Annotated in this window: 22 protein-coding genes; 9 read left to right on the top strand and 13 right to left on the bottom strand. The window is 44.6% G+C overall.

Features of this window, described 5'->3' with window-relative positions; all coding sequences use genetic code 11:
• Nucleotides 1-68 precede the first annotated feature (68 nt).
• A complete protein-coding gene (locus KKZ03_RS15740) occupies nt 69-422 on the top strand; it encodes a hypothetical protein (RefSeq protein WP_243217751.1) in 354 nt (117 codons plus the stop codon).
• 112 nt (nt 423-534) lie between these two features.
• On the opposite strand, the gene KKZ03_RS15735 is transcribed toward KKZ03_RS15740, so the two are convergent.
• The 5 genes from KKZ03_RS15735 to KKZ03_RS15715 form a co-directional block, all read right to left on the bottom strand.
• Nucleotides 535-2,157 (bottom strand): glycoside hydrolase family 5 protein, encoded by a 1,623-nt coding sequence (locus tag KKZ03_RS15735; RefSeq protein WP_243217750.1) that lies wholly within the window; start codon nt 2,155-2,157, stop codon nt 535-537.
• Nucleotides 2,158-2,358: 201 nt separating this feature from the next.
• Nucleotides 2,359-3,228, bottom strand: a complete 870-nt coding sequence (locus tag KKZ03_RS15730) for a universal stress protein (RefSeq protein ID WP_243217749.1) — start codon at nt 3,226-3,228, stop codon at nt 2,359-2,361.
• Nucleotides 3,228-4,721: a SulP family inorganic anion transporter gene (locus KKZ03_RS15725; RefSeq protein WP_243217748.1), complete on the bottom strand. Its 1,494-nt coding sequence runs from the start codon at nt 4,719-4,721 to the stop codon at nt 3,228-3,230. Before KKZ03_RS15725 ends, KKZ03_RS15730 begins: the two co-directional genes overlap by 1 nt.
• Nucleotides 4,722-4,850: 129 nt before the next feature.
• Nucleotides 4,851-5,291, bottom strand: coding sequence for a MarR family winged helix-turn-helix transcriptional regulator (locus KKZ03_RS15720; protein ID WP_243217747.1), 441 nt, complete (start codon nt 5,289-5,291; stop codon nt 4,851-4,853).
• 355 nt (nt 5,292-5,646) lie between these two features.
• A complete protein-coding gene (locus tag KKZ03_RS15715; protein WP_243217746.1) occupies nt 5,647-6,201 on the bottom strand; it encodes a GNAT family N-acetyltransferase in 555 nt (184 codons plus the stop codon).
• Nucleotides 6,202-6,894: 693 nt separating this feature from the next.
• On the opposite strand from KKZ03_RS15715, the gene KKZ03_RS15710 reads away from it, so the two are divergent.
• On the top strand, nt 6,895-7,782 hold the full coding sequence (locus KKZ03_RS15710) for a class I SAM-dependent methyltransferase (RefSeq protein WP_243217745.1): 888 nt from the start codon (nt 6,895-6,897) through the stop codon (nt 7,780-7,782).
• Between the two features lie 132 nt (nt 7,783-7,914).
• Here KKZ03_RS15710 and KKZ03_RS15705 read toward each other — a convergent pair whose 3' ends face one another.
• Together KKZ03_RS15705 and KKZ03_RS15700 are read right to left on the bottom strand one after the other, a co-directional pair.
• Nucleotides 7,915-8,442, bottom strand: coding sequence for a rhodanese-like domain-containing protein (locus KKZ03_RS15705; RefSeq protein WP_243217744.1), 528 nt, complete (start codon nt 8,440-8,442; stop codon nt 7,915-7,917).
• Between the two features lie 74 nt (nt 8,443-8,516).
• Nucleotides 8,517-9,566, bottom strand: a complete 1,050-nt coding sequence (locus KKZ03_RS15700) for a sulfite exporter TauE/SafE family protein (RefSeq protein ID WP_243217743.1) — start codon at nt 9,564-9,566, stop codon at nt 8,517-8,519.
• A 660-nt stretch (nt 9,567-10,226) separates the two neighbouring features.
• Between KKZ03_RS15700 and istA the strand changes: the two genes are divergently transcribed.
• Entirely contained in the window at nt 10,227-11,570 is a 1,344-nt protein-coding gene (gene istA, locus KKZ03_RS15695) for an IS21 family transposase (protein ID WP_243217742.1), read from the top strand.
• 304 nt (nt 11,571-11,874) lie between these two features.
• Here the strand turns inward: istA and KKZ03_RS15690 are convergent, their stop codons facing one another.
• Together KKZ03_RS15690 and KKZ03_RS15685 are read right to left on the bottom strand one after the other, a co-directional pair.
• The gene (locus tag KKZ03_RS15690; protein ID WP_243217741.1) at nt 11,875-13,029 is read right to left on the bottom strand and encodes a mechanosensitive ion channel protein MscS; all 1,155 of its coding nucleotides are present in this window, start codon (nt 13,027-13,029) and stop codon (nt 11,875-11,877) included.
• 22 nt (nt 13,030-13,051) lie between these two features.
• Nucleotides 13,052-14,629: a diguanylate cyclase gene (locus tag KKZ03_RS15685; protein WP_243217740.1), complete on the bottom strand. Its 1,578-nt coding sequence runs from the start codon at nt 14,627-14,629 to the stop codon at nt 13,052-13,054.
• Between KKZ03_RS15685 and KKZ03_RS15680 the strand changes: the two genes are divergently transcribed.
• Nucleotides 14,628-14,783, top strand: coding sequence for a hypothetical protein (locus KKZ03_RS15680; RefSeq protein WP_243217739.1), 156 nt, complete (start codon nt 14,628-14,630; stop codon nt 14,781-14,783). The genes KKZ03_RS15685 and KKZ03_RS15680 overlap by 2 nt on opposite strands.
• Nucleotides 14,784-14,950: 167 nt before the next feature.
• On the opposite strand, the gene KKZ03_RS15675 is transcribed toward KKZ03_RS15680, so the two are convergent.
• From KKZ03_RS15675 to KKZ03_RS15665, 3 genes are all read right to left on the bottom strand, one after another.
• Nucleotides 14,951-15,334, bottom strand: a complete 384-nt coding sequence (locus KKZ03_RS15675; protein ID WP_243217738.1) for an ice-binding family protein — start codon at nt 15,332-15,334, stop codon at nt 14,951-14,953.
• 321 nt (nt 15,335-15,655) lie between these two features.
• The gene (gene rsgA, locus KKZ03_RS15670; RefSeq protein WP_243217737.1) at nt 15,656-16,543 is read right to left on the bottom strand and encodes a ribosome small subunit-dependent GTPase A; all 888 of its coding nucleotides are present in this window, start codon (nt 16,541-16,543) and stop codon (nt 15,656-15,658) included.
• Complete coding sequence (locus KKZ03_RS15665; RefSeq protein WP_243217736.1) at nt 16,543-17,790, bottom strand: M48 family metallopeptidase; 1,248 nt, start codon at nt 17,788-17,790, stop codon at nt 16,543-16,545. Before KKZ03_RS15665 ends, rsgA begins: the two co-directional genes overlap by 1 nt.
• Before the next feature lie 87 nt (nt 17,791-17,877).
• Between KKZ03_RS15665 and orn the strand changes: the two genes are divergently transcribed.
• Genes orn through KKZ03_RS15640 form a run of 5 tightly spaced genes read left to right on the top strand, consistent with a single transcriptional unit; the run spans nt 17,878 to nt 21,638 of the window.
• Entirely contained in the window at nt 17,878-18,423 is a 546-nt protein-coding gene (gene orn, locus KKZ03_RS15660; protein WP_243217735.1) for an oligoribonuclease, read from the top strand.
• Nucleotides 18,424-18,425: 2 nt separating this feature from the next.
• Nucleotides 18,426-19,133 (top strand): fluoride efflux transporter CrcB, encoded by a 708-nt coding sequence (crcB, locus tag KKZ03_RS15655; RefSeq protein WP_243217734.1) that lies wholly within the window; start codon nt 18,426-18,428, stop codon nt 19,131-19,133.
• Nucleotides 19,130-19,447 carry a DUF190 domain-containing protein gene (locus KKZ03_RS15650; protein ID WP_243217733.1) on the top strand — a complete coding sequence of 106 codons (318 nt, stop codon included), beginning with the start codon at nt 19,130-19,132 and terminating at the stop codon, nt 19,445-19,447. The genes crcB and KKZ03_RS15650 overlap by 4 nt, the downstream gene beginning before the upstream one ends.
• A 5-nt stretch (nt 19,448-19,452) precedes the next feature.
• Complete coding sequence (locus KKZ03_RS15645) at nt 19,453-20,541, top strand: DUF2817 domain-containing protein (protein ID WP_243217732.1); 1,089 nt, start codon at nt 19,453-19,455, stop codon at nt 20,539-20,541.
• On the top strand, nt 20,538-21,638 hold the full coding sequence (locus KKZ03_RS15640) for a GNAT family N-acetyltransferase/peptidase C39 family protein (protein WP_243217731.1): 1,101 nt from the start codon (nt 20,538-20,540) through the stop codon (nt 21,636-21,638). The genes KKZ03_RS15645 and KKZ03_RS15640 overlap by 4 nt, the downstream gene beginning before the upstream one ends.
• Nucleotides 21,639-21,727: 89 nt before the next feature.
• Here KKZ03_RS15640 and KKZ03_RS15635 read toward each other — a convergent pair whose 3' ends face one another.
• Nucleotides 21,728-23,476: a bifunctional diguanylate cyclase/phosphodiesterase gene (locus KKZ03_RS15635; RefSeq protein ID WP_256451977.1), complete on the bottom strand. Its 1,749-nt coding sequence runs from the start codon at nt 23,474-23,476 to the stop codon at nt 21,728-21,730.
• Nucleotides 23,477-23,615: the final 139 nt, after the last annotated feature.

Genomic DNA, 23,615 nt, shown 5'->3' with positions numbered 1-23,615 from the left:
TTACCCGGTTTGAAAATAAGTGGTTACACAAAATTATAGATATTGTCTAAATCAACAAAGGTCATCTCATGAAAATAATTATTTTTTCTACTATTACGGGCTCTGTGCTGCTCTATTTTTTAAATGTAGCGCTACTAAAAACTTATTTACCCAATCTTGATTGGATAATCCATGCCAGTCTACGATTTTTGGTGGGTTTTCTTGTCATAGGGGTTAGTTTTTGGTATGCAAAAGCACTTACACTCAAAAATGCTCTCGTTATAACGGTTTTTATTGTGATAGCGGATTACCTGTATGATTACAATATACAAGTCTATAGACTTAATTTTGAGATAATATTACACGGTATTTATATGTTAATTTGGGGCGCAATATCCGGTTATTTGACAGCAATATATGTAAAAGAAAAATTAACTAATTAGGCCAATGGTTCGGTTTTAGCCAATGAGCGATAAACTTCCAACTGACCTGGCAAGTTGGAAGCCACTTTTTTCTTATTCAGCACGCTCTTAAATGTTCAGTGTGGCTGGTAATTTATGAGTTATTCAGTTTTACCGAATGGTTTTCCAGGTCTTTTTGTTTAAGGATAGCGTCATGTTGTTGCAATACCTGCTGGTCTTGAAGCAGGGGTTCATTCAGGTCCTCTAGCATCACCACTTTGGCTTTTAACTCATTGACTTCCTGGTGCAGTTGATCCTTATCCTGTGGCAAGCCGATATTGATTTTTTCATCCACATTTAATTCACTGACAGCCGGTTTTTGTTCTACTTCTGCGTTAAGAGTCGTTAAGGTATCTTCCTGGCGTTCATTTTGTAAGGTCTGCGTACCCGCAAACTTAAAGGCTACTTCTACTTTCACCGGATTGTTTTGTGGCACCGGTTTTTCTGCTTTAGCCGTAAAGACTTGAGTGGGTCGCTTCAGGTTTAAGCCTAGGGTTGCTTTTTGCATTGCGTTGATGACGGTAGCGTTGGGTGAAAAATAGTCTGGCGTGTTCCATTGACCCCATTTGTATTTGATCGTGTTTAAATCATCTGTATCGATATTGACAACATTGCTGTTTTGTTCGGCTGTGTTGTACATGCCCCAGTTATTGCGGCCCATCACCTTATAAGACCAGGTGGTCCAGTGGCTGCCGGTTTCTGTAAATTGCTGAAGTCCGTAATTCCAGGATTCGGTATTTCCGAACAGCGTGAATTCGCCTATAAAATGCGGCACGTTATATTCTGAACTCCATTTTTTAGCATCCTGTATCCATCCATCTACAGCACTTTTCATTACTCCGAAGTCGTCATTGTTTTGCCATTGGTAATAGTGCAAAGAATAGACGACGTTTTCCCAATTTTTCTCTTGGGGATTGGGCAGTGTATCCCACCACCAGATAGCTTCCATAATGATGATATGGTCGGGATCAATCTTTCGGATAGCCTGATACAAACGGTCATAAAGATTAACCACCTCAGGCCCCATAGCTCCCGGAAAGGTCCCTGAGGGTTCATTCAGCAGGTCATAACCGGCCACCGCCGCATTGCCTTTAAAGCGCGTGGCAAGGGTTTCCCAAAGCGCTACCAGTTGATTCTGATAGCGCGGAGTGGAATAAAGTAGCGTGCCGTTTTGCCGGCCCGAATGATGGGCGCCGTTTTGTGACCCCGGAGCACCATGTAAATCAAGGATGGTGTAGAGCCCATATTCCTGGGCTTTGTTTACAGTCCATTCAATCCGGGATAAATCAATGGCACCATTATCGTCCAGTCTCCAGTTGCCCTCATCATCGATATGGTTAAGCGCATATATTGGCAAACGGATACAGTTGAGACCGGCGTCGGCGATGTTCTTAAAATCAATGTCTGTGATCCAGGAATTCCAATAAGTATTGTATAGATCACTGACAGCCGTCTCACCAAAACGAGCGGTAAGAATATTTCGCGCATCCCACTCATTTGATGCGCCGGCTAATGGCGACATCCAGGGTTCGTGAACCTTCCAACCACCCAGATTGGTGCCGTAAAGATGCACATCTTTGCCCGCGCCATAACTGTCCCTGATATTCGTTCCATCCACTTTAAGAAAATCTGAAGCGGAACAATATAAAGGCAATGCTGCCATCAGCGCCCAGAGTAAAACGAGTATTCCAGGTAACATTGAGCGATTCAGTTTCATAAATAGTATTATCGTTTATAGTGCCGTTGGTTCAGGACTTTGCGTGTTAGCATCAGTATTTTGAGCGTGACTACTTTGCATGGCAAATAACGCGAGACTTAATAATCCCCATAGAATACATTTCATAAGCAGTAAAAACTAATAATATTGAATAGTGTGTTTGCCAGCTAAGGGCTGGCAACCTGCAAGCCTCGGGGACAATTATCTAAGCAATAGCAGCGGCTTTTGGGTATTTAGCAGCATCTTGGCAGTAAAAGAACCCAGTAACAGATCATGGATACGGGTATGGCTGAATGCACCCATTACTATCATATCAATCGCGTGATTGTCCTGATAGTCACAAAGTGCCTGATCGGGCTTGCCTGATAGTTTTTTGCTGATCACTTCAAGGCCGCAAGCTTTTATAAGCTTGTCAGCAGCTGAGTGAAGCAATAGTTCTGTCTCTGCATTATCTTTGCCGACATAAACCAGATGACAAACCAAGCCGTTATAAAGCGCACTTGTTGCCACCATATCGACGGCTTTTTCTGCTGCTTTGCTGCCATCATAGGCAATCATGATACGTTGCGGTTTTTTGAAGGCGGCGTTAACGACCAAAACAGGCGTATGTAATGAGCGAATGATAGACTCAAGCTTTGCACCTATCTGATCCGGTTGGTTTTCATGTGCTTTTCCTCGTAAACCAATAACAAGGACACGAATGCTGTCTTCAATTTCTATCAGTGATTCGACCAGATTGCCATGACGCTGATCGGTAACAGGTTCGGCAAGTCCGCCTTGAATAATGCGGTTTTTTGCCGCATTGACTATTAATTTTCCGTGCTGCAATAGTAACTTGCTACGTTGCTGTTCGATAGAGATCAGTGCTTCGAGCAACGCTTCCTGGCTACCCAAACCAATATTACCGGATAAATCAGTTATCGCGGCGGCTTCTTGATGGTGATCAATAGTATGCAGCAGCTTTAATGGTGCATCGATTCCTTGCGCAATCCAGGTGGCGTAATCACAGACGGCTTCTGTCAATAACGAACCATCAATACTCGCTACGACCATTTGGTTATTCGTTGCCATTAGTGTCCTCCCATGATTTTTTCAATTTCTTCCGGTTTATCATGAATACCAAAACGATCGATAATCGTTGCGCTGGCTTCATTCATACCGAGTAACCTGACATCGGCACCTTCACGTCGAAATTTAATCACCACTTTATCCAGCGCAGCAACTGAAGATATATCCCAAAAATGCGCGCGCTGTAAATCGATGATTACTTTATCAACGGCTTCTTTAAAATTAAAACTTGCCGTAAATTTATCGACTGAATTAAAGAAGACTTGACCTGTTACCTGATAAGTTCGGGTATTGGTTGGCTCATCCAGAGCAGATTTTACCACCATGAAATGGCCGATTTTATTGGCGAAAAACAAGGCAGCCAGCAACACGCCGGTTATGACACCAAAGGCCAGATTGTGCGTCCACACCACCACAATAACGGTGGTTATCATGACGATATTAGTCGATAAAGGATGCTCTTTTAATTGAACAATGGAGCGCCAGCTGAAAGTACCGATCGAGACCATGATCATCACCGCCACCAAGGCGGCCATCGGGATTTTGGAAATCCAGGTATCCAGAAAAACTACCATGACCAGTAAAAACACTCCTGCCGTTAATGTCGACAGACGTCCTCGTCCACCTGATTTAATGTTGATGACAGACTGACCAATCATCGCACAGCCCGCCATGCCCCCCAATAAGCCGGCACTGATATTGGCAAGCCCCTGACCTTTACATTCCCGGTTTTTGTTACTGGACGTATCGGTTAAATCATCTATTATAGTGGCGGTCATTAACGACTCCAGTAAACCAACCACCGACAATCCGGCTGCATAAGGTAAAATAATCTGCAAGGTTTTCCACGTCATCGGTACTTCAGGCCAGAGGAAAATTGGCAAGGTATCAGGCAAAGCACCCATGTCGCCAACGGTGCGAATGTCCAGATGTAAATACATGGCAATACCGGTCAACAGCACAATGCACACTAACGGCGACGGTAAGGTCTTGCCGATCAGCGGCAGGTAGGGAAATAGATAGATAATTGCCAATCCACCGGTCGTCATCGCGTAAACATGCCAGGTTACATGGGTCAGTTCCGGTAATTGCGCCATAAAAATCAATATTGCCAGTGCATTAACAAAGCCCGTGACCACTGAACGCGAAACAAAACGCATCAAGCCGCCGAGCTGTAGATAACCGAAAATGATTTGAAAAATGCCGGTCAACACCGTTGCTGCCAGCAAATACTGTAAGCCATGATCCTTGACCAAGGTCACCATTAACAACGCCATGGCTCCCGTTGCAGCACTTATCATACCTGGCCTGCCGCCAACAATTGCCGTTACCACGGCAATACAGAAAGAAGCATAAAGCCCGATTTTAGGGTCAACGCCGGCGATAATGGAAAAGGCGATGGCTTCAGGGATTAAAGCCAGGGCAACGACAGTTCCAGCCAGCAGATCCCCGCGAATATTACCGAGCCAATCCTGTTTTTTTGATAAAAAGAGCATGCTATTCCTTTAAGTACAACGACGCAGACATAGAAAACGCCACGTTATTTTTATAAAACTGATCAGTGAAAAAGACTGCCAAGCACCTAATAAAAAGGCTTGATTTAATAATGCGCAAGATTAATTATGCTAAGCGACAGCTTTGGCCAATGAACTTGGGTTAATGCTGTTTTTAACCCGCTCAAGCAAGGTAGTTAAGGTTTCTTGTTCGCTGGTTGTCAGGGTGCCAAGCGCCTCTGCTTCTACTGCATCGGCAATATTCCATAATTCCTGCATGACGAGATACGCCTTGGGCATGAGTTCAAGGCGATAAGCTCGTCGATCGCTAGTATCTTTATTACGCCTGATCAGCCCTGCAGCTTCCAATAAGTCAATCTGCCTGACCAGGGTGATTGGTTTGATTTCAAGGCTTTCCGCCAGATCAATTTGGCGACAATTTTCATTGCCGGACAAATGTACCAAGACGCGCCATTGAGCATGGGTTAAACCGATGTTTTCAGCTTCTTTATTAAAACGCTGACGAATAACGTGACTGATTTCGTAACTTAGAAAACCAAATTTAGAGGGCATAGAGAAATAAATATAATAAGCAAAAGGTATAATATCATTTATTTTAAATTTGATCTAATAAGGGTTAATGAGGCTTCAAGTCTAACCGTGTGAAAAGTTCCGCTAGTCTTTATCTTAAGTTTATGTGACTGAGTCAAATGCGACGCGCCTAATTTGCGGATTATCAATCCGCTTCGCGTAAGGATCTCTATGCCTTGCAGGGGAGAAATCCAGATTTCTAAATGGGACCATACTCACGGAAAGCGACCAGCCAATAGTAGATCTGAAATTTCCGTTATAAGGTTATTCGGTCTGATCAAATTTAGGTTTTCTCTCATCGCATATTTTAGTGAATGGCATCTTAAATAACATAATTTCACTCGCTTAAAGTATTATCTGTTTGACAATATTTCTGCATCAGAATCACGGTTCTTGCATCTCTTCCAACTTGATACTGTTCTTTTCCAACCACCAAGTAATGCCAATTTAAATATTTCCTCTGCGCGATGACATTTCCATCCCAGACCCGCAACCAAATACTGCGAAAACCTCGATTCCCGGCATATAACTCAGCATGCATTAATAGTGGCTTCCCTATCCCTCGTTCTCTGTAACTTTCATCAACATAAAGACGTTGAAGTTCAATGGTACGATCGGGATCAACGCATCCGGGAGAAGAAGACAGGATTAATTTTGAGTATCCATACAGGTTTGATTCTAAATCTCTGCATACAAAATAGTTCATCGAGGGATCGTTGATTTCAGCAGTTATAGTTGATTTTGAAAATGCATCGTTGGTGTATTCCTCCAAATCTCTTATTGATAAAGTACCTTTATAAGTATCGACAAAAGATCTTCGTCCGAAATCGATAAGGTAATCGACGTGGGATTCATCAGCTTCAATTATTTGGAAGTGCTTGTCTTGTTTCATTAGTTCCTAACGTGATATATACGACATCGAGTGTCTTATAAAAAACCTAAATCAAAAAGCGCGAACGGCACGCACACTAAGTCGGCTGTGCTTGTTCTAACGATCCTGATCGCCATTGCCGCCGTTTTTTTAAATCTACTCATTATTCTATCCACAGGGTTGGCCTTGTTTCGCATAAGACATAAAAAACTGACATCTCTTTTGAGACGAGTCGTTTAGGTTATTGCGATGTGCCTTAACAGCACCAATTTTCATTATTTTAAGTGTGTCCTGTCAACGCGATTCCGACATTACATTGCTATTCGTGAAGCAACAATTTTATATTTGTTGCTCAAACTATTTCGTGTTCATTCCTAAGTAAATAGCGTAATGGCCAGTTTCAGGCTTTTATCATTGGTAATTTTCCTTCTCATCACGTTAACCCACTTGCCCTTGAGCGTTTAGAGCTGGAATTGAGTTTGCTAAACCTGTTGCCATAGCCCTCGATTTTGTGATCACGGTTTGTGATAATGCCGCCAATCAGGTTTGTCCCGTTTGGCCTGGACAACCGATTGAAGTGCCGGTTATGATTGCGCTAACAAATGTGGCGTTTTTCTTCAGGAAACGGTTTTATGCCGTAAGGTAAAAATCAACCAATATTGATTAGTTCTTTTTTAACTAATCGCCACAAACTAATTCAACGAGAGAGTAATCATGACCGAGTCAGTGGAAATAGATATTTTAAGCACTAGTGCCAAAAATGGCCAAAACACAGATGAGGCAAAAGCGAAGGCAGCGAAAGCCTACAATGCCGCCGCAGATCACTTCGACCATCCGGTCAGCTCTTTTTGGCATCGCTTTGGCAGACGAACCATTGAACGAATCAATCTGCAACCTGGCGAACGCGTGCTGGATGTTTGTTCAGGCAGCGGAGGTTCTGCGTTGCCGGCGGCAGAAATGGTCGGGCCGGATGGACACGTTATTGCGGCTGATCTTGCCGAACGCCTGATTGATCTGGCCAAAGCCAAGGCGGAAGTCAGGCGTTTGGAAAACATTGAGTTTCACGTTGGCGACATGCTGGCTCTGGGTTATCCCGATGATAGTTTCGATGCGGTGGTATGCGTCTTCGGTATTTTCTTCGTTCCGGACATGACCGAGGCAGTCAAGGAATTATGGCGTATGGTGAAACCCGGCGGCAGACTGGCCATTACCACTTGGGGGCCACATTTATTCGAGCCGGCCAACCGCGCTTTTTGGGATGTCATCAATATCGAACGTCCCGATCTGCATCATGGCTTTAATCCTTGGGACCGTATTTCAGAGCCGGACGGCCTCAGAGCAATGCTTGCGAAAGCTAATGTGTGCAACGTCGACATTCTTGCCGAAGCAGGAACGCATCCTTTAAATTTACCGGATGACTGGTGGAAAATCGCCATGGGTAGCGGCTACCGAGGAACGCTTGAGCAACTGGATACGGATACCTTGGATCGTGTGCGCCAGGGAAATTTATCACGTCTTGTTGAAGGTCAGGTGAATGCAATTGAAACTAACGTTATTTATGCGGTAGCAACGAAAACAGACCAACAGACTAATGTCGCGTAACAAAAAAGCCCCGGTGATTCCCCCCTTTATCTATTCCGTTACACATCTTTTTGATGTGCTTAAAATTAATAACTTGCGTGTGACAATCAAATAATTTTTGTTACATGAAATGCCGAATAATGGTTACATCCATTACTTGTTGTGATTGGTTTTGTAGGAATAACCGCTATCTATCCATGCAGAAATACCACCTGGCGCACGGTATACATTGGTGTAGCCCAGTTTTTTTGCCCAAGATGCCGCATTATGTGAGCGGCCACATTTGGTAAGACCGCAATAAGTGACGATTTTCTTATTTTTATCAGCACCCAGTAAGACACGATAATCCTCCTGAGTAAAATTATTAGGCATCGTTATATCTTTTTCCCAATTGCCCGAATGATTGGATTGAAACCCAAAATGCCGTGCGCCATCAATGTAAGCCAGATTGTATTCTTCGGTAGGGTGTGCATCAATTAGCACAAAGTTTTCTTTGGCATCAATCATTTGTTTAAGCTCAGCCACGCTCAAAAGTTTATAACCACCTTGCACGGTTTCTGTGGCTACTTTAAGTGCCACCGCTTCAATGTCCGTTTCTTTTAACAAGCTATTGCCCGCCAATGCGGCAGTAGTCACAAACATGCATAAGGCCATCAGGATACGGTACTTTTTCTTCATCATCTTTCCTTGGGTTATTAATTTTGCAAAGTGTGTCATTAAAAAAACATCTATCTTGGCATTGCCTAATGGCAAAACTAAGGATGTGGCACTGAAAACCGCTCTACAACTGTCGAGAAGTTATAACCGGACTGGGTTAGTTTTAGTCCGCGATCTGTCATCATCAAGCCCATAAGAATAACGAGAATACCGGATACGGCCATTAACTGGTTCTGGATTTTTGCGCTAAGTGCGCTGGCGAATATACCGAAAGTCAATAAAGGAATTAATGTGCCGGTGCCAAAACACAGCAGCAATAAAGCACCTTCCAAGGGATTAGCGATACCGAGTGCCATGATATACATGGCTTGTAGCGGGCCGCAGCCCAGTAAAAAACCGCTTAAAAAGCCGATACTAAAGGGGTTGCGTCTGGGTTTGAGATCACGATAGATTTGTTGCGTGACTGATCCCGATTTGGATCGCAGAGACGGCAGACGAAATTTGGGCAACAGTTTGAGCATGGTCAAACCAAACAGCACTAAAAATATCCCTGCTACCAGTGCGGCGATTCCACGCATATGTGGAGTGATGGTAAGAACGGCACCCAACGCACCGAATCCGGCACCGAGCAGAGCATAAGAGAGATTCTTGCCTAGCGCATAGGACAAATGGGCAAAAAATACCGCTCGTCGTCCGCGTTCTTGTAAGCCTTGAGTGTAATTCATCACAAAACCACCGCACATACCAATGCAATGAAAACCGGTAAGAAACCCCACGGTAAAGATTACACCATAGCCAAGACGTGCATCGAATTGCTTCATTAATCCGGGCATGAGGCTTTTCCCCCAGAAGGCGACTCCTCCCACCAGAACCAGCAATACTAAAAATACGGCGAGTTGTTGTAAGCGTGGTCCCCATAAAAATTTTTCGACCTGGACACCATAGTTATAACCTTTGCTTTCGATACAGGCCAGAATTGCTGACGGTGAGGTGAGTACATCATCAAAGCTAACCTGTACTTTTTTGGCGATATGATCAGCGCTAACCGTGTCAATCCCCGGCAACTCCTTCACAGCAGAACAAATAACGGCTTCACAGCCGGCACAATGCATGCCGCTAACAGGAAACGAAAGTGTACGTTGGGTCATGGTAAACTCTTATAAAAAACGATAATGGTCATCAGTGGCCGTACTGGTAATGGCGACGGCTGCGTACTTTAATAACTTACGGCGTTGCAAATTAATTATTATCTTCAAGTTAATTGTGTCCCATCAATTTATATTAGAGAACACTGTAATACTAATGTTAGCACATTTTTTACTGATTTAGCATCTGCCATGGTAGTTAGTTAGCCAGTAAACCAGATTGAGGAAGTTCAGCCATAACGCTGTTGGATAAGAAAAATATCGCTGAACACGTTCTGTTTCCAAAATATTTATTTTAGGAACAGAACGTGATTCATTAACTTGACACAAGCTACTTAACTTAACATTTAGTATAAGTTCTCTATTAGCTGATTGGGCTTGACTGAAACATCTTGCCAAGCAGATTAATATTTGATATTCACACCGACATAAACTGAACGTCCCATGCCAGCCAGGTTTCTGCCATAAGGAACGATGGTGTCGGGAGTGCCTGTTGGATTCATGCCAAAACGGTCACCTAGATGTTCGGCGACAATTACCCTGTCCGGTCGGCGTCAATTATCTTGACCGGTTGACCGATATGTAGGACAAGGGTGTATTTCAATTTTTTGGAGTCCACCCTTGGCTGGAAAACGTATCACTTAACGTCAAGAGAGTTTATATATGAACACACGTAAATCAGGAAAAAGCCAAGAAACCGCAGCAGCTAAAGCCTCCATTTCTGAGCGTTCCGGTCGAAGAATAGAAAAAGGTGAACGATTATCAATTCATGGAGAACGTCATTGGCGTACTCGTGAAGACCCTTTGGAAGCTATTTGGAAAAAAGAATTGGTGCCCTTGCTAGAGAAAGAAGCGCAACTAACGGGCTTAACACTTTGGGAATATCTGGAAGATGAACATGCCGGTAAATTTCCCTTTAGCGTATTGCGAACCCTTCAGCGTCGTGTCAAACAGTGGAAAGCAACCGAAGGACCGGAGAAAGTGGTGATCTTTCGTCAGTCCGTGCCGGCTGGACAGCAAGGCTTATCAGACTTCAGTCATCCAAATACCGAAATTACCATCCAGAATAAAGTGTTTACCCATCTCTTGTACCAGTTTCGTTTTGCTTATAGTGGTTGGCGTTATGTACAGATCATTTTGGGCGGTGAAAGTTATTCCGCCTTGGCCGATGGCTTGCAGTCAGCGTTAACGCTGGCCGGTGGCAGTCCTGTTGAGCATCGTACCGACAGTTTAAGTGCGGCTTTTATTAACAGCGTTGAAGAGCAGAAATTGACGCAATCTTATGATGCGCTCTGTGCCCATTATAACTTGCGGGCAACACGCAATAATCGTGGCGTGAGCCATGAAAACGGGGCGATTGAATGTGCCCATGGATCCTTTAAACGACGACTGGATCAAGCACTAAAGCTGAGAGGAAGTGCTGATTTTGCCGCCATCAAAGATTATCAGGCATTTCTAAACAAGGTTACAGAGCGCCTAAACAAACGCTGCCAAGGCCGCTTTAAAGATGAGCAACTGGCCTTACAAGCTTTACCGAGAGAGCGCTTCATGGATTATAGCGAGCTCAGTCTGAAAGTGACGCGCAGCAGCACCCTGGAAGTCAAAAAGGTGCTTTATACCGTCCCATCCAGAATGATTGGTGAAAACGTTCGCGTCCATGTTTACCATGATCGCCTGGCTTTTTTTGTTGGCCAAACCTTAACCAGCACACTCGCTCGTGTTTACCCTAACGCCGGTAGTCATGAACGGGGTCGTTGCATTGATTATCGACATGTTATTCATAGTCTATCCGCTAAACCGCAGGCGTTCAGGTTTTTACAGTTCAGGGATGAGTTATTGCCCACGGAGACGTATCGAAAATTGTGGCTTAACTGTGATCAACAGTTTCAGTCCAGAGAGGCTATTGAAAATGCGTCAAAAAAATGGTCCATGCCATTACGCGATTGGAAACCGACCATTAATCAGTTTATGATGATGTATCAGGACAGGATGCCCGATTTTAATTAATGGCAGTTTACACAAATTTTCTTACACTCCCCCAAGTTTTTGGTAAAAAAGTGAATGGAATTGGCTCTTTGTTCAAGGGGCGCTAACGACCCATAAGCGAGATTGCCGCCAGATTTTCTAATGACAGTAGCCTCACTTATACCTGTCAGTCAATTTTAATAAATCAACTGATACTACGACAATGTAAAGGCACCTTGTTGTAATATTTTGCACTTCATTCGCAACTTTTCAACTTTTTTATGTAATCGCGTTAACTCACCTTGATCAAATCAGCATGCAACGCCCCATCCCTACTTGCGTTGTTTCAACCTTTATCCAGATCGCCCTTAAGCAGCTTGGTGTCAAAGCCGAACAATGCTCCCAGCCAGATGAATATTGCCCAAGCCAGGATACCGAAAGGCATGTAGCCCATGTATCCAAGCAACGGCATTTCTGCGAAAATATGGATAACATTCACGTAAGGAATATCGTACATCCAATAATTAGGATTGGTTACCGGTTGTGCCGGATGGGCGCTACCCCAATTCCATAATTCCCAGAAAAAACCGTTTAACATGGCGCTAAGCGCCATCAGCAAGGCAGGCCCCCAGTTGCCTTCTGCCATCGCAGTAAACGGGTTCCATATGTTCTTCCTGATCAGTTGTCCGGAGAAGATCGCCAAAGGCCCGATCCACATTACCCAAAACAACGGGTAGGGAAAGAACACCACGATAAAGATAAGAAATAAGCCGCCCCATAACAGCAACCCGCCAGGTAAAGCTACTTTTGGGCCGTTACTATAACGGCTAGCCAAACGGGGAAAGGTATTTAACAAGGTATACCACTCGAAAATGGCAGGCCAGACTGTGGTATAGGCAGTCAAGTACAGCAGTACGACAGATGTATGACTGAGTTCCGGCATCGTACTGTTGGGGTAGTACCAATTGCCTAACGCGAAATAATCGAAATATTCGAAATAAAACCAACCGGTCAGAGAGACGACTGCACTGATAAGCAAGGTTTTGGGGCGCGCCGCCAGCAGCGAATAACCGTCGTTACGATGATATACCAGCCCGTCAAGCGCCAAAATAAAGCCCCACCACATGGGCGTAAAGGCATAATACACTAGGTCGCCAAAAGGCGTGACCCGTTTCCACATCAGCCACCAAAAAAATAGCGTTAGCACCGTGCCTATCCAAAACCACACAGGGAATCGCGCCGAGACAGGCTTGGGCGGCGGGGTCGGGATATTAAAGCCGAACCATTGAGGAAACAACAGAAAGAAGACGATGGCAGCTTCAATTAGCGCCAACGCAACGAAGATTACCAAATTGAAACCGGGAGGGTTGTCCACAACCAGCGGCGGAAAAATCCCGAAGCCAGGCGGTAAATGCGTTTCAGGATATGCAAACCATGCAGCCACAAGCGGTAATGTTATCGACAAAACGATCGGCCAAACCAAGCCACAAAAGCGCTGCATTACATTTTTCCTGCTAGTTATGTTAGATCTGATTTTCATGATCTCCATAGCGACTCCGCTTGCGCAAACGCTTATTTACGTACATTCGGCAATCAGCCATATGCTTAATATCTTCTTTGCCTTGAATTTCGTGGATATGCGCCGAACCGGAACTCGCGCCGGCAGACTCAAACCCATTGGCACGTAAGTCATCAACTGCCTGCGTCAGCATTCTTTCGACCCATGGCACATCCCCTTGCTCGCAGGTAATGGCAAACTCGTCGCCGCCCAGACGGTGTGCCTGGGCAGCGTCTCCCAAACGCTGACTTAAGTGTATAGCGAAAGTGCACAGCAATCCATCGCCACGTTCATGCCCGAACCGGTCATTGTAATACTTGAGACCGTCCATATCGATAAAGGTCAGGCTGCCATGCTGCGGCAAGTTTTCCAGCGCGAGATCCAGCGCCAAACGGTTGGGCAGACCGGTCAGGGCATCTGTATGGGAAATGCGATTACTCAGCTCCATTCGTTCTACCGCATACTCCTTTTCGCGATAAAGCTGGGCAAACTGATAAGATTGTAGCAGAGCCAGCAGCAGGATCTCTACCGACACAGAAAAAAGGCCCATATGTTCGACGTATAGGGTAAAGAAACTGAGATTGTTAACCGAGATTGTGGTAATTCCCAACACAAAAAACGTTCCAATGGCACATAGATAAAGACGCGCAGTAATGCTACCTTTAAGCGAGCGCACTATCCCAGCAGTTAAACCGTAAATCAGGAACACTCCGACACCATAACGAGCAATCTCCAGCGACCAGTGCGGTTTGAGCACCGCCAGTATAATCAGTCCGACCAGCAGTGCCAATAGAATTATTCCAGCCGTGTAAAGGCGAGGATAATTGTTATGCCGAATTTTCAATAAGGACATTACGAACAGGATATAAGCGCAATTGGAAAACACGATGGGATAGCTAACCAGATAAATCCAGTGTATGTTGAACAGTTCTGGGAACACCAGCAGTGCCGTGCCATTAAACAGCAAATTACCCAAGATGAAGGTCGAGTACGACGCTTCTGCCAAGCGTTGGCGAACCATCGCCAGTGCCGCGTAATAAACAATCAAGCCCATAAACATCCCCAGACATATCAGCGTCAGGGCGTTACCCTGCTTGATCGCCTGTCGGTAAGTATCCAGCATATCCAGATAAGGTTGCGGCTCAGCCAGAAAGAAAGGGGAATTCAGTTCGGTCAATAGGCGATAATGGCCAGAGGGAAGGTCGACCTCACGACCATGCCGCAAGAAAAACGGATTGGGCTCGCTGCTCTGGATGCCGCCTTGCAAATCGGCAACCGGATGTTGCTGCGCATCAAGAATGATATGGCGAAAATAGCCAATGGTACTGGTATTCTTAAAATCCAGTACCTGGCGACCGGCAGTCTTGATGTCGAAATCCACCTGTTGCCAAAAATGGCCTCCGGTCAATTCCACCTTGGCTACCGGCTTGAGTCCTGCAACAGCAAGATCTGTCTGTCCCTGATAGCTCCAGTCCTCTGAAACCTGATACCAGAGTCCTGCAAGCTCACGCACATCAGCCATACAAGCAGATGGCCACACCATGAAACATGAGATTGCACAAGCAATCACCCAGAGTGCCAATCGCGGAAACCTATGTTTACGGGATAAATTCGCTTTACGCAAAAAAACCGGCATCACCCGTAATTTGGCAGCTAACACTGAACATCCCACCGCCATTCCTGTAGAAGATGCTTAAATCGCGGGGGGGGGCTGTTCTTACAATACAACATTATTTGTTTTTCACATCACTTCATGGGTAGAAACTTATACTGAGTACTTTAACTTATCAACAGCATTCTGCCTAAAGGATTTCCTCCTGGAGGAAGTAATGTTTTACCTATGTCCTGCCAGCCAACACATGGTTTAAGTTATTTCATAGGCCATTATTTTAATGAAAGAAAAACCATCGTAAAGTCGCCATTCTCGGACAGCCTCAGAGGTCAATAAAACAGCGTTGGTCGTCGCGCAGGTCAGAGTGCCTTCTGCATCGACAGAGTATATATTGCCCGTCACTTCCTTGCAAACGAGCAGCAGCGCTGCACCGGCGATGGGGCTCACACCAATATCGCCAACAATAGCAGAGCGATAAACATCAGTGATTCCACTTTGGCTAAGAATCGCAAAAGTATCGACACTGCCAAGATATACCGGTGCCAAAACAGATTCAGCGATTGCATTTCCGGCCATTAAAGTGCCAAGTAATACTCGAAGAAACAACGTTTTAGAATATTTTTTATAGTTGATCATGAAATATCCACTCAGTGAGTATTTTCAAATCTGAAAAGAAAATAGCAGTAAACACGATTACCTGCTGCTCAACTATTAAGCAATTGATATGCTATAAATGTCATTTGAGATTAATAAGTACTTGCCTAGCGGCGTCGAATAGTGTTCAGTGAAATTATTCATCACAAATGATTTAAATGTCTTTAAATGATGAGAAAAACCTTGCAAATCAGGTATTAGCGCGGGGGTATCAAACAATGTTAATTATCCAAAATATTCTGTAGGATGCGTTCGATAACCTCGGCACATCCTACCGTTGTTTGCGTAGGTAAATCTTCATTCCTAAATAAATGCTTTGGGCATTTTTTCTCTCAGTTTTAAAAATCGCTCATAGCGGGTTCTGGAGATATCTCCACTTTCTAAGGCCATCAATACTGCACAACCTTTGTCTTTTAAGTGCCGGCAGTCATTAAACTGGCACTGATCAATAAATGGTTGAAACTCCCGGTAGCCATAAGCCAAGCGTTGTTCTGTAAGTCCCGCCAAGCCAAAAATGGCAACGCCGGGACTATCGATTAAATCTCCGCCGTCATTTAAATGATACAGTGTTGCAGCTGTGGTGGTATGGCGGCCATGTTTAGTGGTTGCCGAGACGGTGTTGGTTTTCAGGTCTTTATCGGGAATGATGGCATTGGTTAACGAAGATTTGCCAACCCCCGATTGCCCGGCCAGCATACTAACCTGATCTTTTAAGGCGCTTTTTAATTCAGCCATGCCTGAGTTTCCCCAGGCACTGACCCGATACAGGGAATAACCCAGATTGATATAATCCAGCAGTTCTTTTTCTATAATATCGGTTTGTGGAAGGTCGGTTTTATTGAGTATTAAAGCGGCGTCGATATTATGATTTTCACAGACCGCCAGATATTGGTCTATCAATAAGAAATCACAATGGGGTTCGACCGCAAAAACGACAAAAATGGTATCAATATTAGCCGCAACCGGTCGGGTTTTACCGTTTCTGGAAGGGCGCTCCAGTAATGAACGCCGGGGCAGTATTGCTTCAATACGGCCCTGGCCGGGTGAAGACAGTGTCCATGAAACCCTGTCGCCAACGGCGACAGTTTCCAGTCGCCTTAGGGTTTGGCAGAGAATAATTTCATGGTTGTATTCAACTGCAATACCCTGGCCCAAATGGGAAATAACCAAACCTTCCAGTAACTCAGCCATTAACTTTTGGTTTCCAAGTGGGCGATGCGAATCGCTGCCGGCGGATGACTGTAATGAAAGGCCGAATACAAAGGATCAGGCGTTAAGGTATTGGCATTTTCTTCATACAGCTTAACCAGTCCGCTAATCATTTTTGAGGCTTTGGCATTGTTGGCAGCAAAGTCATCGGCTTCAAATTCAAATTTACGTTGAAAGTAGGCGCTGACAGGTTGCATAAAAAAAGTAAAGGTCGATGAAACCATCAGGAATAATAATAAAGCGGCGGCATGGGATTTTTGTTCCAAAGCAACGCCTAGTCCTGTGTAAAACCAATCCTGATCAATCAGCCAACCTAGAACTCCCAAGCTGATTAAGCTCATAATGGCGGTGGCAATCAGCATTTTGATTACGTGTTTGCATTTAAAATGACCCAGTTCATGGGCCAGTACCGCTTCCAGTTCTTCATCTTCCAGCGAATTAACCAGATTGTCGAAAAATACGATACGCTTGTTATTGCCAAGACCGGTAAAATAAGCATTACCGTGACCGGAGCGTTTGGAACCATCCATGATAAAAATACCCTGGCTGTTAAAGCCGCAACGCGTTAGCAGGCCTTGAATACGCTCTTTTAAGGAGCCTTCGTCCATCGGCGTGAATTTATTAAACAAAGGCGCAATAACGGTAGGATAAAGCCAGCTCATCAATAAAGAAAAGCCCATGATGATAGCCCACGCCCATAACCACCATAACGGACCAACGTTATCCATAATCCACAGGATTAATGCCAGTAAAGGCAAGCCGATTGCTGCGCCCAACCCCAAGTGCAGGAACTGGTCTTTGATAAATTGGTTAACCGTACTTTTGTTAAAGCCAAATTTTTCTTCAATGACAAACGTCTGATAAATACTGGTGGGTATTTCTATCACGGTCAAAATCAGAAAAATGGTCGCTGTTGCGGCAACACCGGCTAATAATGGGGTTGAGACAATATCAGTCCAATACTCAAAAGCTGCATTGATACCGCCACCGACGGTTAACAACAACAAAACCATAATGCCCAGTACGCCATCTATATTGCCCAGGTTGACTTTTTCAAGGGTGTAATCAGCGGCTTTTTGGTGGGCAGCTAAAGACACTTTGTCTTTGAACGCTAAAGGCACGGCAGGACGATGAGCGGCGACATAATCAGCCTGGCGTTTAGCCAGCCAAAATTGTATCGAAGAAGAAATAATCAGTGCGATTAAAAAGATAATAGTAAAGGTATTCATAGGCCGGGTATATTAAGTTTAAGAGTTAGACGTACAGATTACCCAATGCTACACTAACCCTCACCTTTAACACAATGGAATCAACAAATGGCGCAGGATTTACAGCACCTTATCTGGATAGATCTTGAAATGACAGGGCTTAATCCTGACACTGATTTGATCATTGAAATTGCCACGATTGTTACCGATAAAGATTTAAATATTCTTGCGCATGGTCCGGTCCTGGCGGTGCATCAGTCTGATAAAGCACTGGCGGCAATGGATGAATGGAATCAAAAACATCACGGTCAATCCGGTTTAATTGATCGCGTTAAAGCTTCTACGATTAATGACCGGGAAGCAGAGCAACTAACGATTGAATTTCTAAAGCTTTGGGTGCCCGAAAATACCTCACCTATTTGCGGTAACAGTATTGGTCAGGATAGACGCTTTCTATATCGTTATATGCCTAAACTGGAAGCCTATTTTCATTACCGAAATATTGACGTATCAACGCTTAAAGAGTTGGCAGCAAGATGGGCGCCCGCAGTAAAAGACGGTTTTAATAAAGAATCCAAACATCAGGCACTGGATGATATTATTGAATCCATTGAAGAGTTACGCTACTACCGGGAACATTTCATCAAGTTTTAGCCATGAATCAAATAATAGCAGTTGCCTTGGGCGGAGCCAGTGGTGCGGTAATGCGCTTTTTAATATCTTCGGGACTTTATCAGTGGCTGGGCAGAGGCTTTCCTTATGGCACTCTGGTTGTTAATGTATTGGGTTCTTTTTTAATCGGCTTACTTACCGAAGCCCTTATTCTGCAACGCATCCCCATGACACTGGAATATAGGGCGGCAATACTGGTTGGTTTTATTGGTGCGTTTACCACCTTTTCCACTTTTTCCCTGGAAACTATTTATCTGTTGGAGCAGGGCAGCTTAAACAAAGCGGCCTTAAATGTAATCGTCAGTTTGGTGGGCTGTCTATTGGCGGTATGGATTGGTTTGTTGTGCGGCAGAACGTTATTTCTTTATTCGGGGGGCATGTTTCACTGGAGTGGTGGTGTTATTCCTTTCGCGTTATTGATCGTCAATGCCATAGGTGCTTTTTTAATAGGCATTGTGGCGACTATTTTGTTACAGAAAGTTGCGCTGTCCATGGAATATCGCGCCGCTATGATGGTAATCATGATCGGCGCTTATTTAACCTTGTCAGGTTTGTATTTAGTTTTGTTTTTGATCGAGCACGGCTATTCCTTTGAGACCCACACCAACTTAATGTTGGGTACTTTTGTCGGTAACGGTCTTGGCTGCCTTTTAGTTATTTGGCTGGGTTTATTAGTGGGTAAGCAGATATGAACACAAAAGTCGTTACCATTGCCAGAATTTATACCCTGGAAGGGCAGGACCAGTTAAACAAGGCGTTAGATATTCTGCGCGATGAAGAAAAAATTTTTGGTGTCACCATCATTCGTGGTATTGCCGGTTTTGGTGAAAACCGCGAGGTACATACTTCATCGCTGCTGACCTTGTCACTGGAACTGCCGTTGATTATAGAGTTTTATGATGAGCCGGAAAAAGTGGCTAAAGCCATAAAAACGCTAACCTCCCGGCTTGATCTTAAACATATCATTAGCTGGCAGGCGACAGCTTATAGCGATAGTGCCGTTTAATCTTTATGTCTTGCTCTCTGCCTTTTACTGCTATTGATACCTCGTTATTTCCGGCAAACTACGCATCGGGCCGGCAACGTTGGTTAGCCGAGTTGAGCAATACCATGCGCTGTTATTCTTATCCTTGTGCGGGTAGCAGCCCACAAGGCGACGCGCTGTTTACCGATACCGTCTGGATTGGCCCCGAAACCGCTACCAAAGTTGTGATATTAATTGGCGGTACGCATGGTGTTGAAGGTTTTGCAGGCAGTGCGATAGAAACGGATATACTGCGGTTACTGGCTGGCGGGCAACTTGTTATACCGACTGATACTGCGCTGTTAATGATACATGCCTTAACGCCGTGGGGTTATGCCTGGCTGCGCCGCTGTGATGCCGATGGGGTTGATCTTAATCGCAATGTAGTCGATTTCTCGGGGCCTTTACCTGAAAATAGCGGTTATGAAATACTTAAACCGACCTTGTTATTAAACGATACACAGCAACGCCAGCGTGTTTTTACTGAATTTGCACAGACGCATGGTCGTGAGGCACTGGAAAAAGCCATCAGCGGAGGGCAATATACCGATCCGGCTGGTCCTTTTTATGGGGGCCAAGCTCCTGCACATGGCCGATTGGTTATTGATGATTTACTGTCCAAGTATTTTTTGCAACAACGCGATCTAGCCGTTATTGATATACATACCGGGCTGGGTTCTTTTGGTTACGGTGAAATTATTTGTGACCATCAACCGGACAGTCCGGCAATAAAAGTGGCGCGTCAGTGGTATGGCGATTCCGTGACCTTACCTTGGTTGGGTACGTCCAGTTCGGTGCCTAAACTGGGCTTACTCGATTATGCTTGGCATGCCATTATGAATGAACGTAGTTGCTACATCACGCTTGAATTTGGCACTTACCGAACCGATCAATTATTTGAAGTATTGCTGCGCGATCATCAACTCTGGGCGCAACCGGGTAATGCTTTGGCTCGTCAGGAGCATAGTCAATTGATGCGACAGCACTTTTTCCCGCAAGATAAAGCCTGGCAGGAAATGGTGTTGTTTCGGGCCAGACAAGTCATTAATCAGGCATTGTGGGGAATCTCTACTTGACGGTTTTAATTCGTAATGCCCAATTTACCGATCTTAATGAGCTGGTAGCTCTGGAAGCCGCTTGTTTTGAAACCGATAGATTGAGTCGGCGCAGCTTTAAACACTGGTTGGCAGCAGACCACCGGGCTTTACTGGTTGCGGAAGTAGCCAAAGCCCTTGCCGGTTATATTCTGATTATTTATCATCCCGGTACAAGACTGGCCAGAATATATTCGATAGCGGTGGCTTCCCAATATAGAGGCTTGGGTCTTGCCAAACAACTGATGACTGCAGGCGAGCAGGCAGCTAATGAGGATGGGCGGTTATATCTGCGTCTTGAAGTCAGTGCGGATAATAATCCGGCCATAAAACTCTACGAAACGCTGGGGTATCAAAAATTCGGGATATATCGTGATTATTATCAAGATCATAAAGATGCCTTGCGTTATCAAAAACGTATTCGGCGTTATCGAGATACCCTGCAATACCGATCAGTACATTGGTTAAGACAAACGACCCCTTTTACTTGTGGGCCGACAGCATTGATGATGGCTATGCATGCCATTAACAAGTCATATCAGCCTTCACAGGAGGAGGAAATTAATTTATGGCGTGAAGCGACTACTATTTTTATGACCTCAGGGCACGGGGGCTGTCATCCGATTGGTTTGGCATTAGCGGCCAAGCGCCGGCAATTTTCTGTTGAAGTGTGGATAAACCAAACCGGTACGTTATTTATTGATGGCGTGCGACATGAAGAAAAAAAACAGATCGTTGAATTGGTTGATAATTGCTTTAAGCGTCAGGCAGCAGAGCAGGGCATTACCCTGCATTTTGCCAATATTACCCAAAATGAATTGATTGCTGCATTTAAAGCCGGGGCCATTCCAGTGATACTGATTAGTACTTTTTTATTGGATAGAAAAAAAGCGCCGCATTGGGTGGTTATGAGCGGCTTTGATGATGATTGCCTGTATATGCATGATCCAGATCCTGACGATGGGCGTCAGAGTGAGATCGACTGCCAGTTTATTCCGATTGCCCGCGAGGATTTTGATCGGATGTCCTGTTTTGGTAAAAACAGGTTACGGACGGCAGTGATAATTTGGTCTGAGTAGCTTTTACAGAATCAATCACCCTGGCGCAATATTTTGCTTTTAATTGGCGTCAATATTTTATTGCCATATCGACTGAATGCCTGATATTTTTAATTATAAAACCGGATTGAATTTCGCCCGGCCTCTTTAGCTTCATACATTGCAGCATCTGCCCACTCCATGATGTCATCCTGATTGCCTTCATGGTTGATAAGCGCTACGCCAATGCTTGCAGTGCAGTCATGTGCGACTGTTATATCTGACTGACCGTGGTGACTGACAGTTAATCGATACGGTTTTGATAAAATATTGCGTATTTTTTCCGCAACAATAGTGGTTTGTAATACAGACTTGGATTTATCTACATCCAACTCATTAAGCATCACGACAAACTCGTCACCACCAAATCGTGCTACCGTATCATGCTTACGCACACAACTTTCCAGCCGGCTGGCAACTTCAATCAACAGTAAATCACCAATCACATGTCCGTGATTATCATTAAGTGGCTTAAAGTTATCCAAATCAATAAACATTACGGCGATATGACAATAAGTGCGTTTACCGGCAGATATCGCCTGGGTTAAGCGGTCACGAAGCAGGAGGCGGTTAGCCAATTTGGTCAGCGGGTCATAAAAGGCCAATTGGCGGACTTGCTTTTCCATCTGCTTGCGTTCAGTAATGTCGGTGTGGGTACCAATCATGCGCAGTGGTTTACCATCTGCGTCGTAACTTACAATCATGCCGCGACCAAGAATCCATTTGTAGCTGTTGTCCTTACATCTCAAGCGATATTCAACGACATAGACATCGGTCTTTCTACTCAGATATGCCTGCATTGTTTCTGCCACAGTTAATCGGTCATCTGGATGAATACGCGTTATCCATTCATCGTTAGTCGGTAGGATATCGTCTTCCGTATAGCCCAACATTTCTTTCCAGCGCTTGGAATACTTTGCCTCGTCGGTCTGAATATTCCAATCCCAAACCCCGTCACCAGAACCTTCGATGGCAAATTTCCAGCGAAATTCGCTTTCCCTCAAGGCATTTTCACTCTGTTTACGTTTGGTAATATCACGTACAACGCCTTGTATGACAGGGCTGCCATCAATTTTCATAGCGCAAAGCAATATTTCGGCTGGAAAGCTCTGACCGGTATCTACTCGTTTGTGCATCCATTCAAAACGATAACTGCCTTTGGCCATCGTTATCATGATGTATCGATTGGCCAGTTCGGTGGAGTTTTTTCCGCATGGCTGTTTGGCTGGCGATAAGTCAGCGAGATGCAAAGAGCAAAAGTGTTTCTGATCAGTACAGCCAAACATTGCCAACGCGGCTTTGTTGCAATCAAACAAGCCTTGTTCATTTAGCAATATTACCGCATCGCTGGTGGAATCATAGAGAGTCCGAAGTTTTGTCTCTGATCTACGCAACTCTTCATAAGCTTTTATACGCTCGGTGAGATCACGCCACACTGCGTACAAAATTAATTCATCATTCATTATTACCGGTGTCAGCATTACTTCAACAGCAACAGTCAAGCCATCGTGGCGTTGGTGATGCCATTCAAAACAGTGAAACCCCGTTTGTACGGCAATGGCAATCATTTCCTCGGCTTTCTCCTCCGAAGATCGACCATCCGCTTGAAACGCGGGAGAAATATCACCGGGCCGCTGATTAAGAAAATCAGACTTGGTTGGATAGGCTAGCAGTTTCAAGGTTGCAGCATTACAGTCTATAAAACGACCATTTTTGAGTAAAAGCATCGGATCATTTACTTTTTCAAAAAGGATGCGGTAAATGTTCTCACTTGTATCTGAGCTATCTTTTACCGACTGCTTATTGTCTATTCCGATCACTGCAATTCTCTGGGAAGTCTAGTATTTTTTACGGGGCAGGCAGTAACAATACTAAAAGTACTATTGCTACTTCAGATTACAATGGTTGCTTAGATAAGGTATTTAGGGGGGATGGTTTTACTTGAAATATCCCCAATAA

The organism is Methylobacter sp. S3L5C, assembly GCF_022788635.1.
Lineage (GTDB): Bacteria > Pseudomonadota > Gammaproteobacteria > Methylococcales > Methylomonadaceae > Methylobacter_C.
The sequence above is the reverse complement of the archived record's forward strand: the minus strand, read 5'-3'. Positions and strand labels throughout refer to the sequence as shown.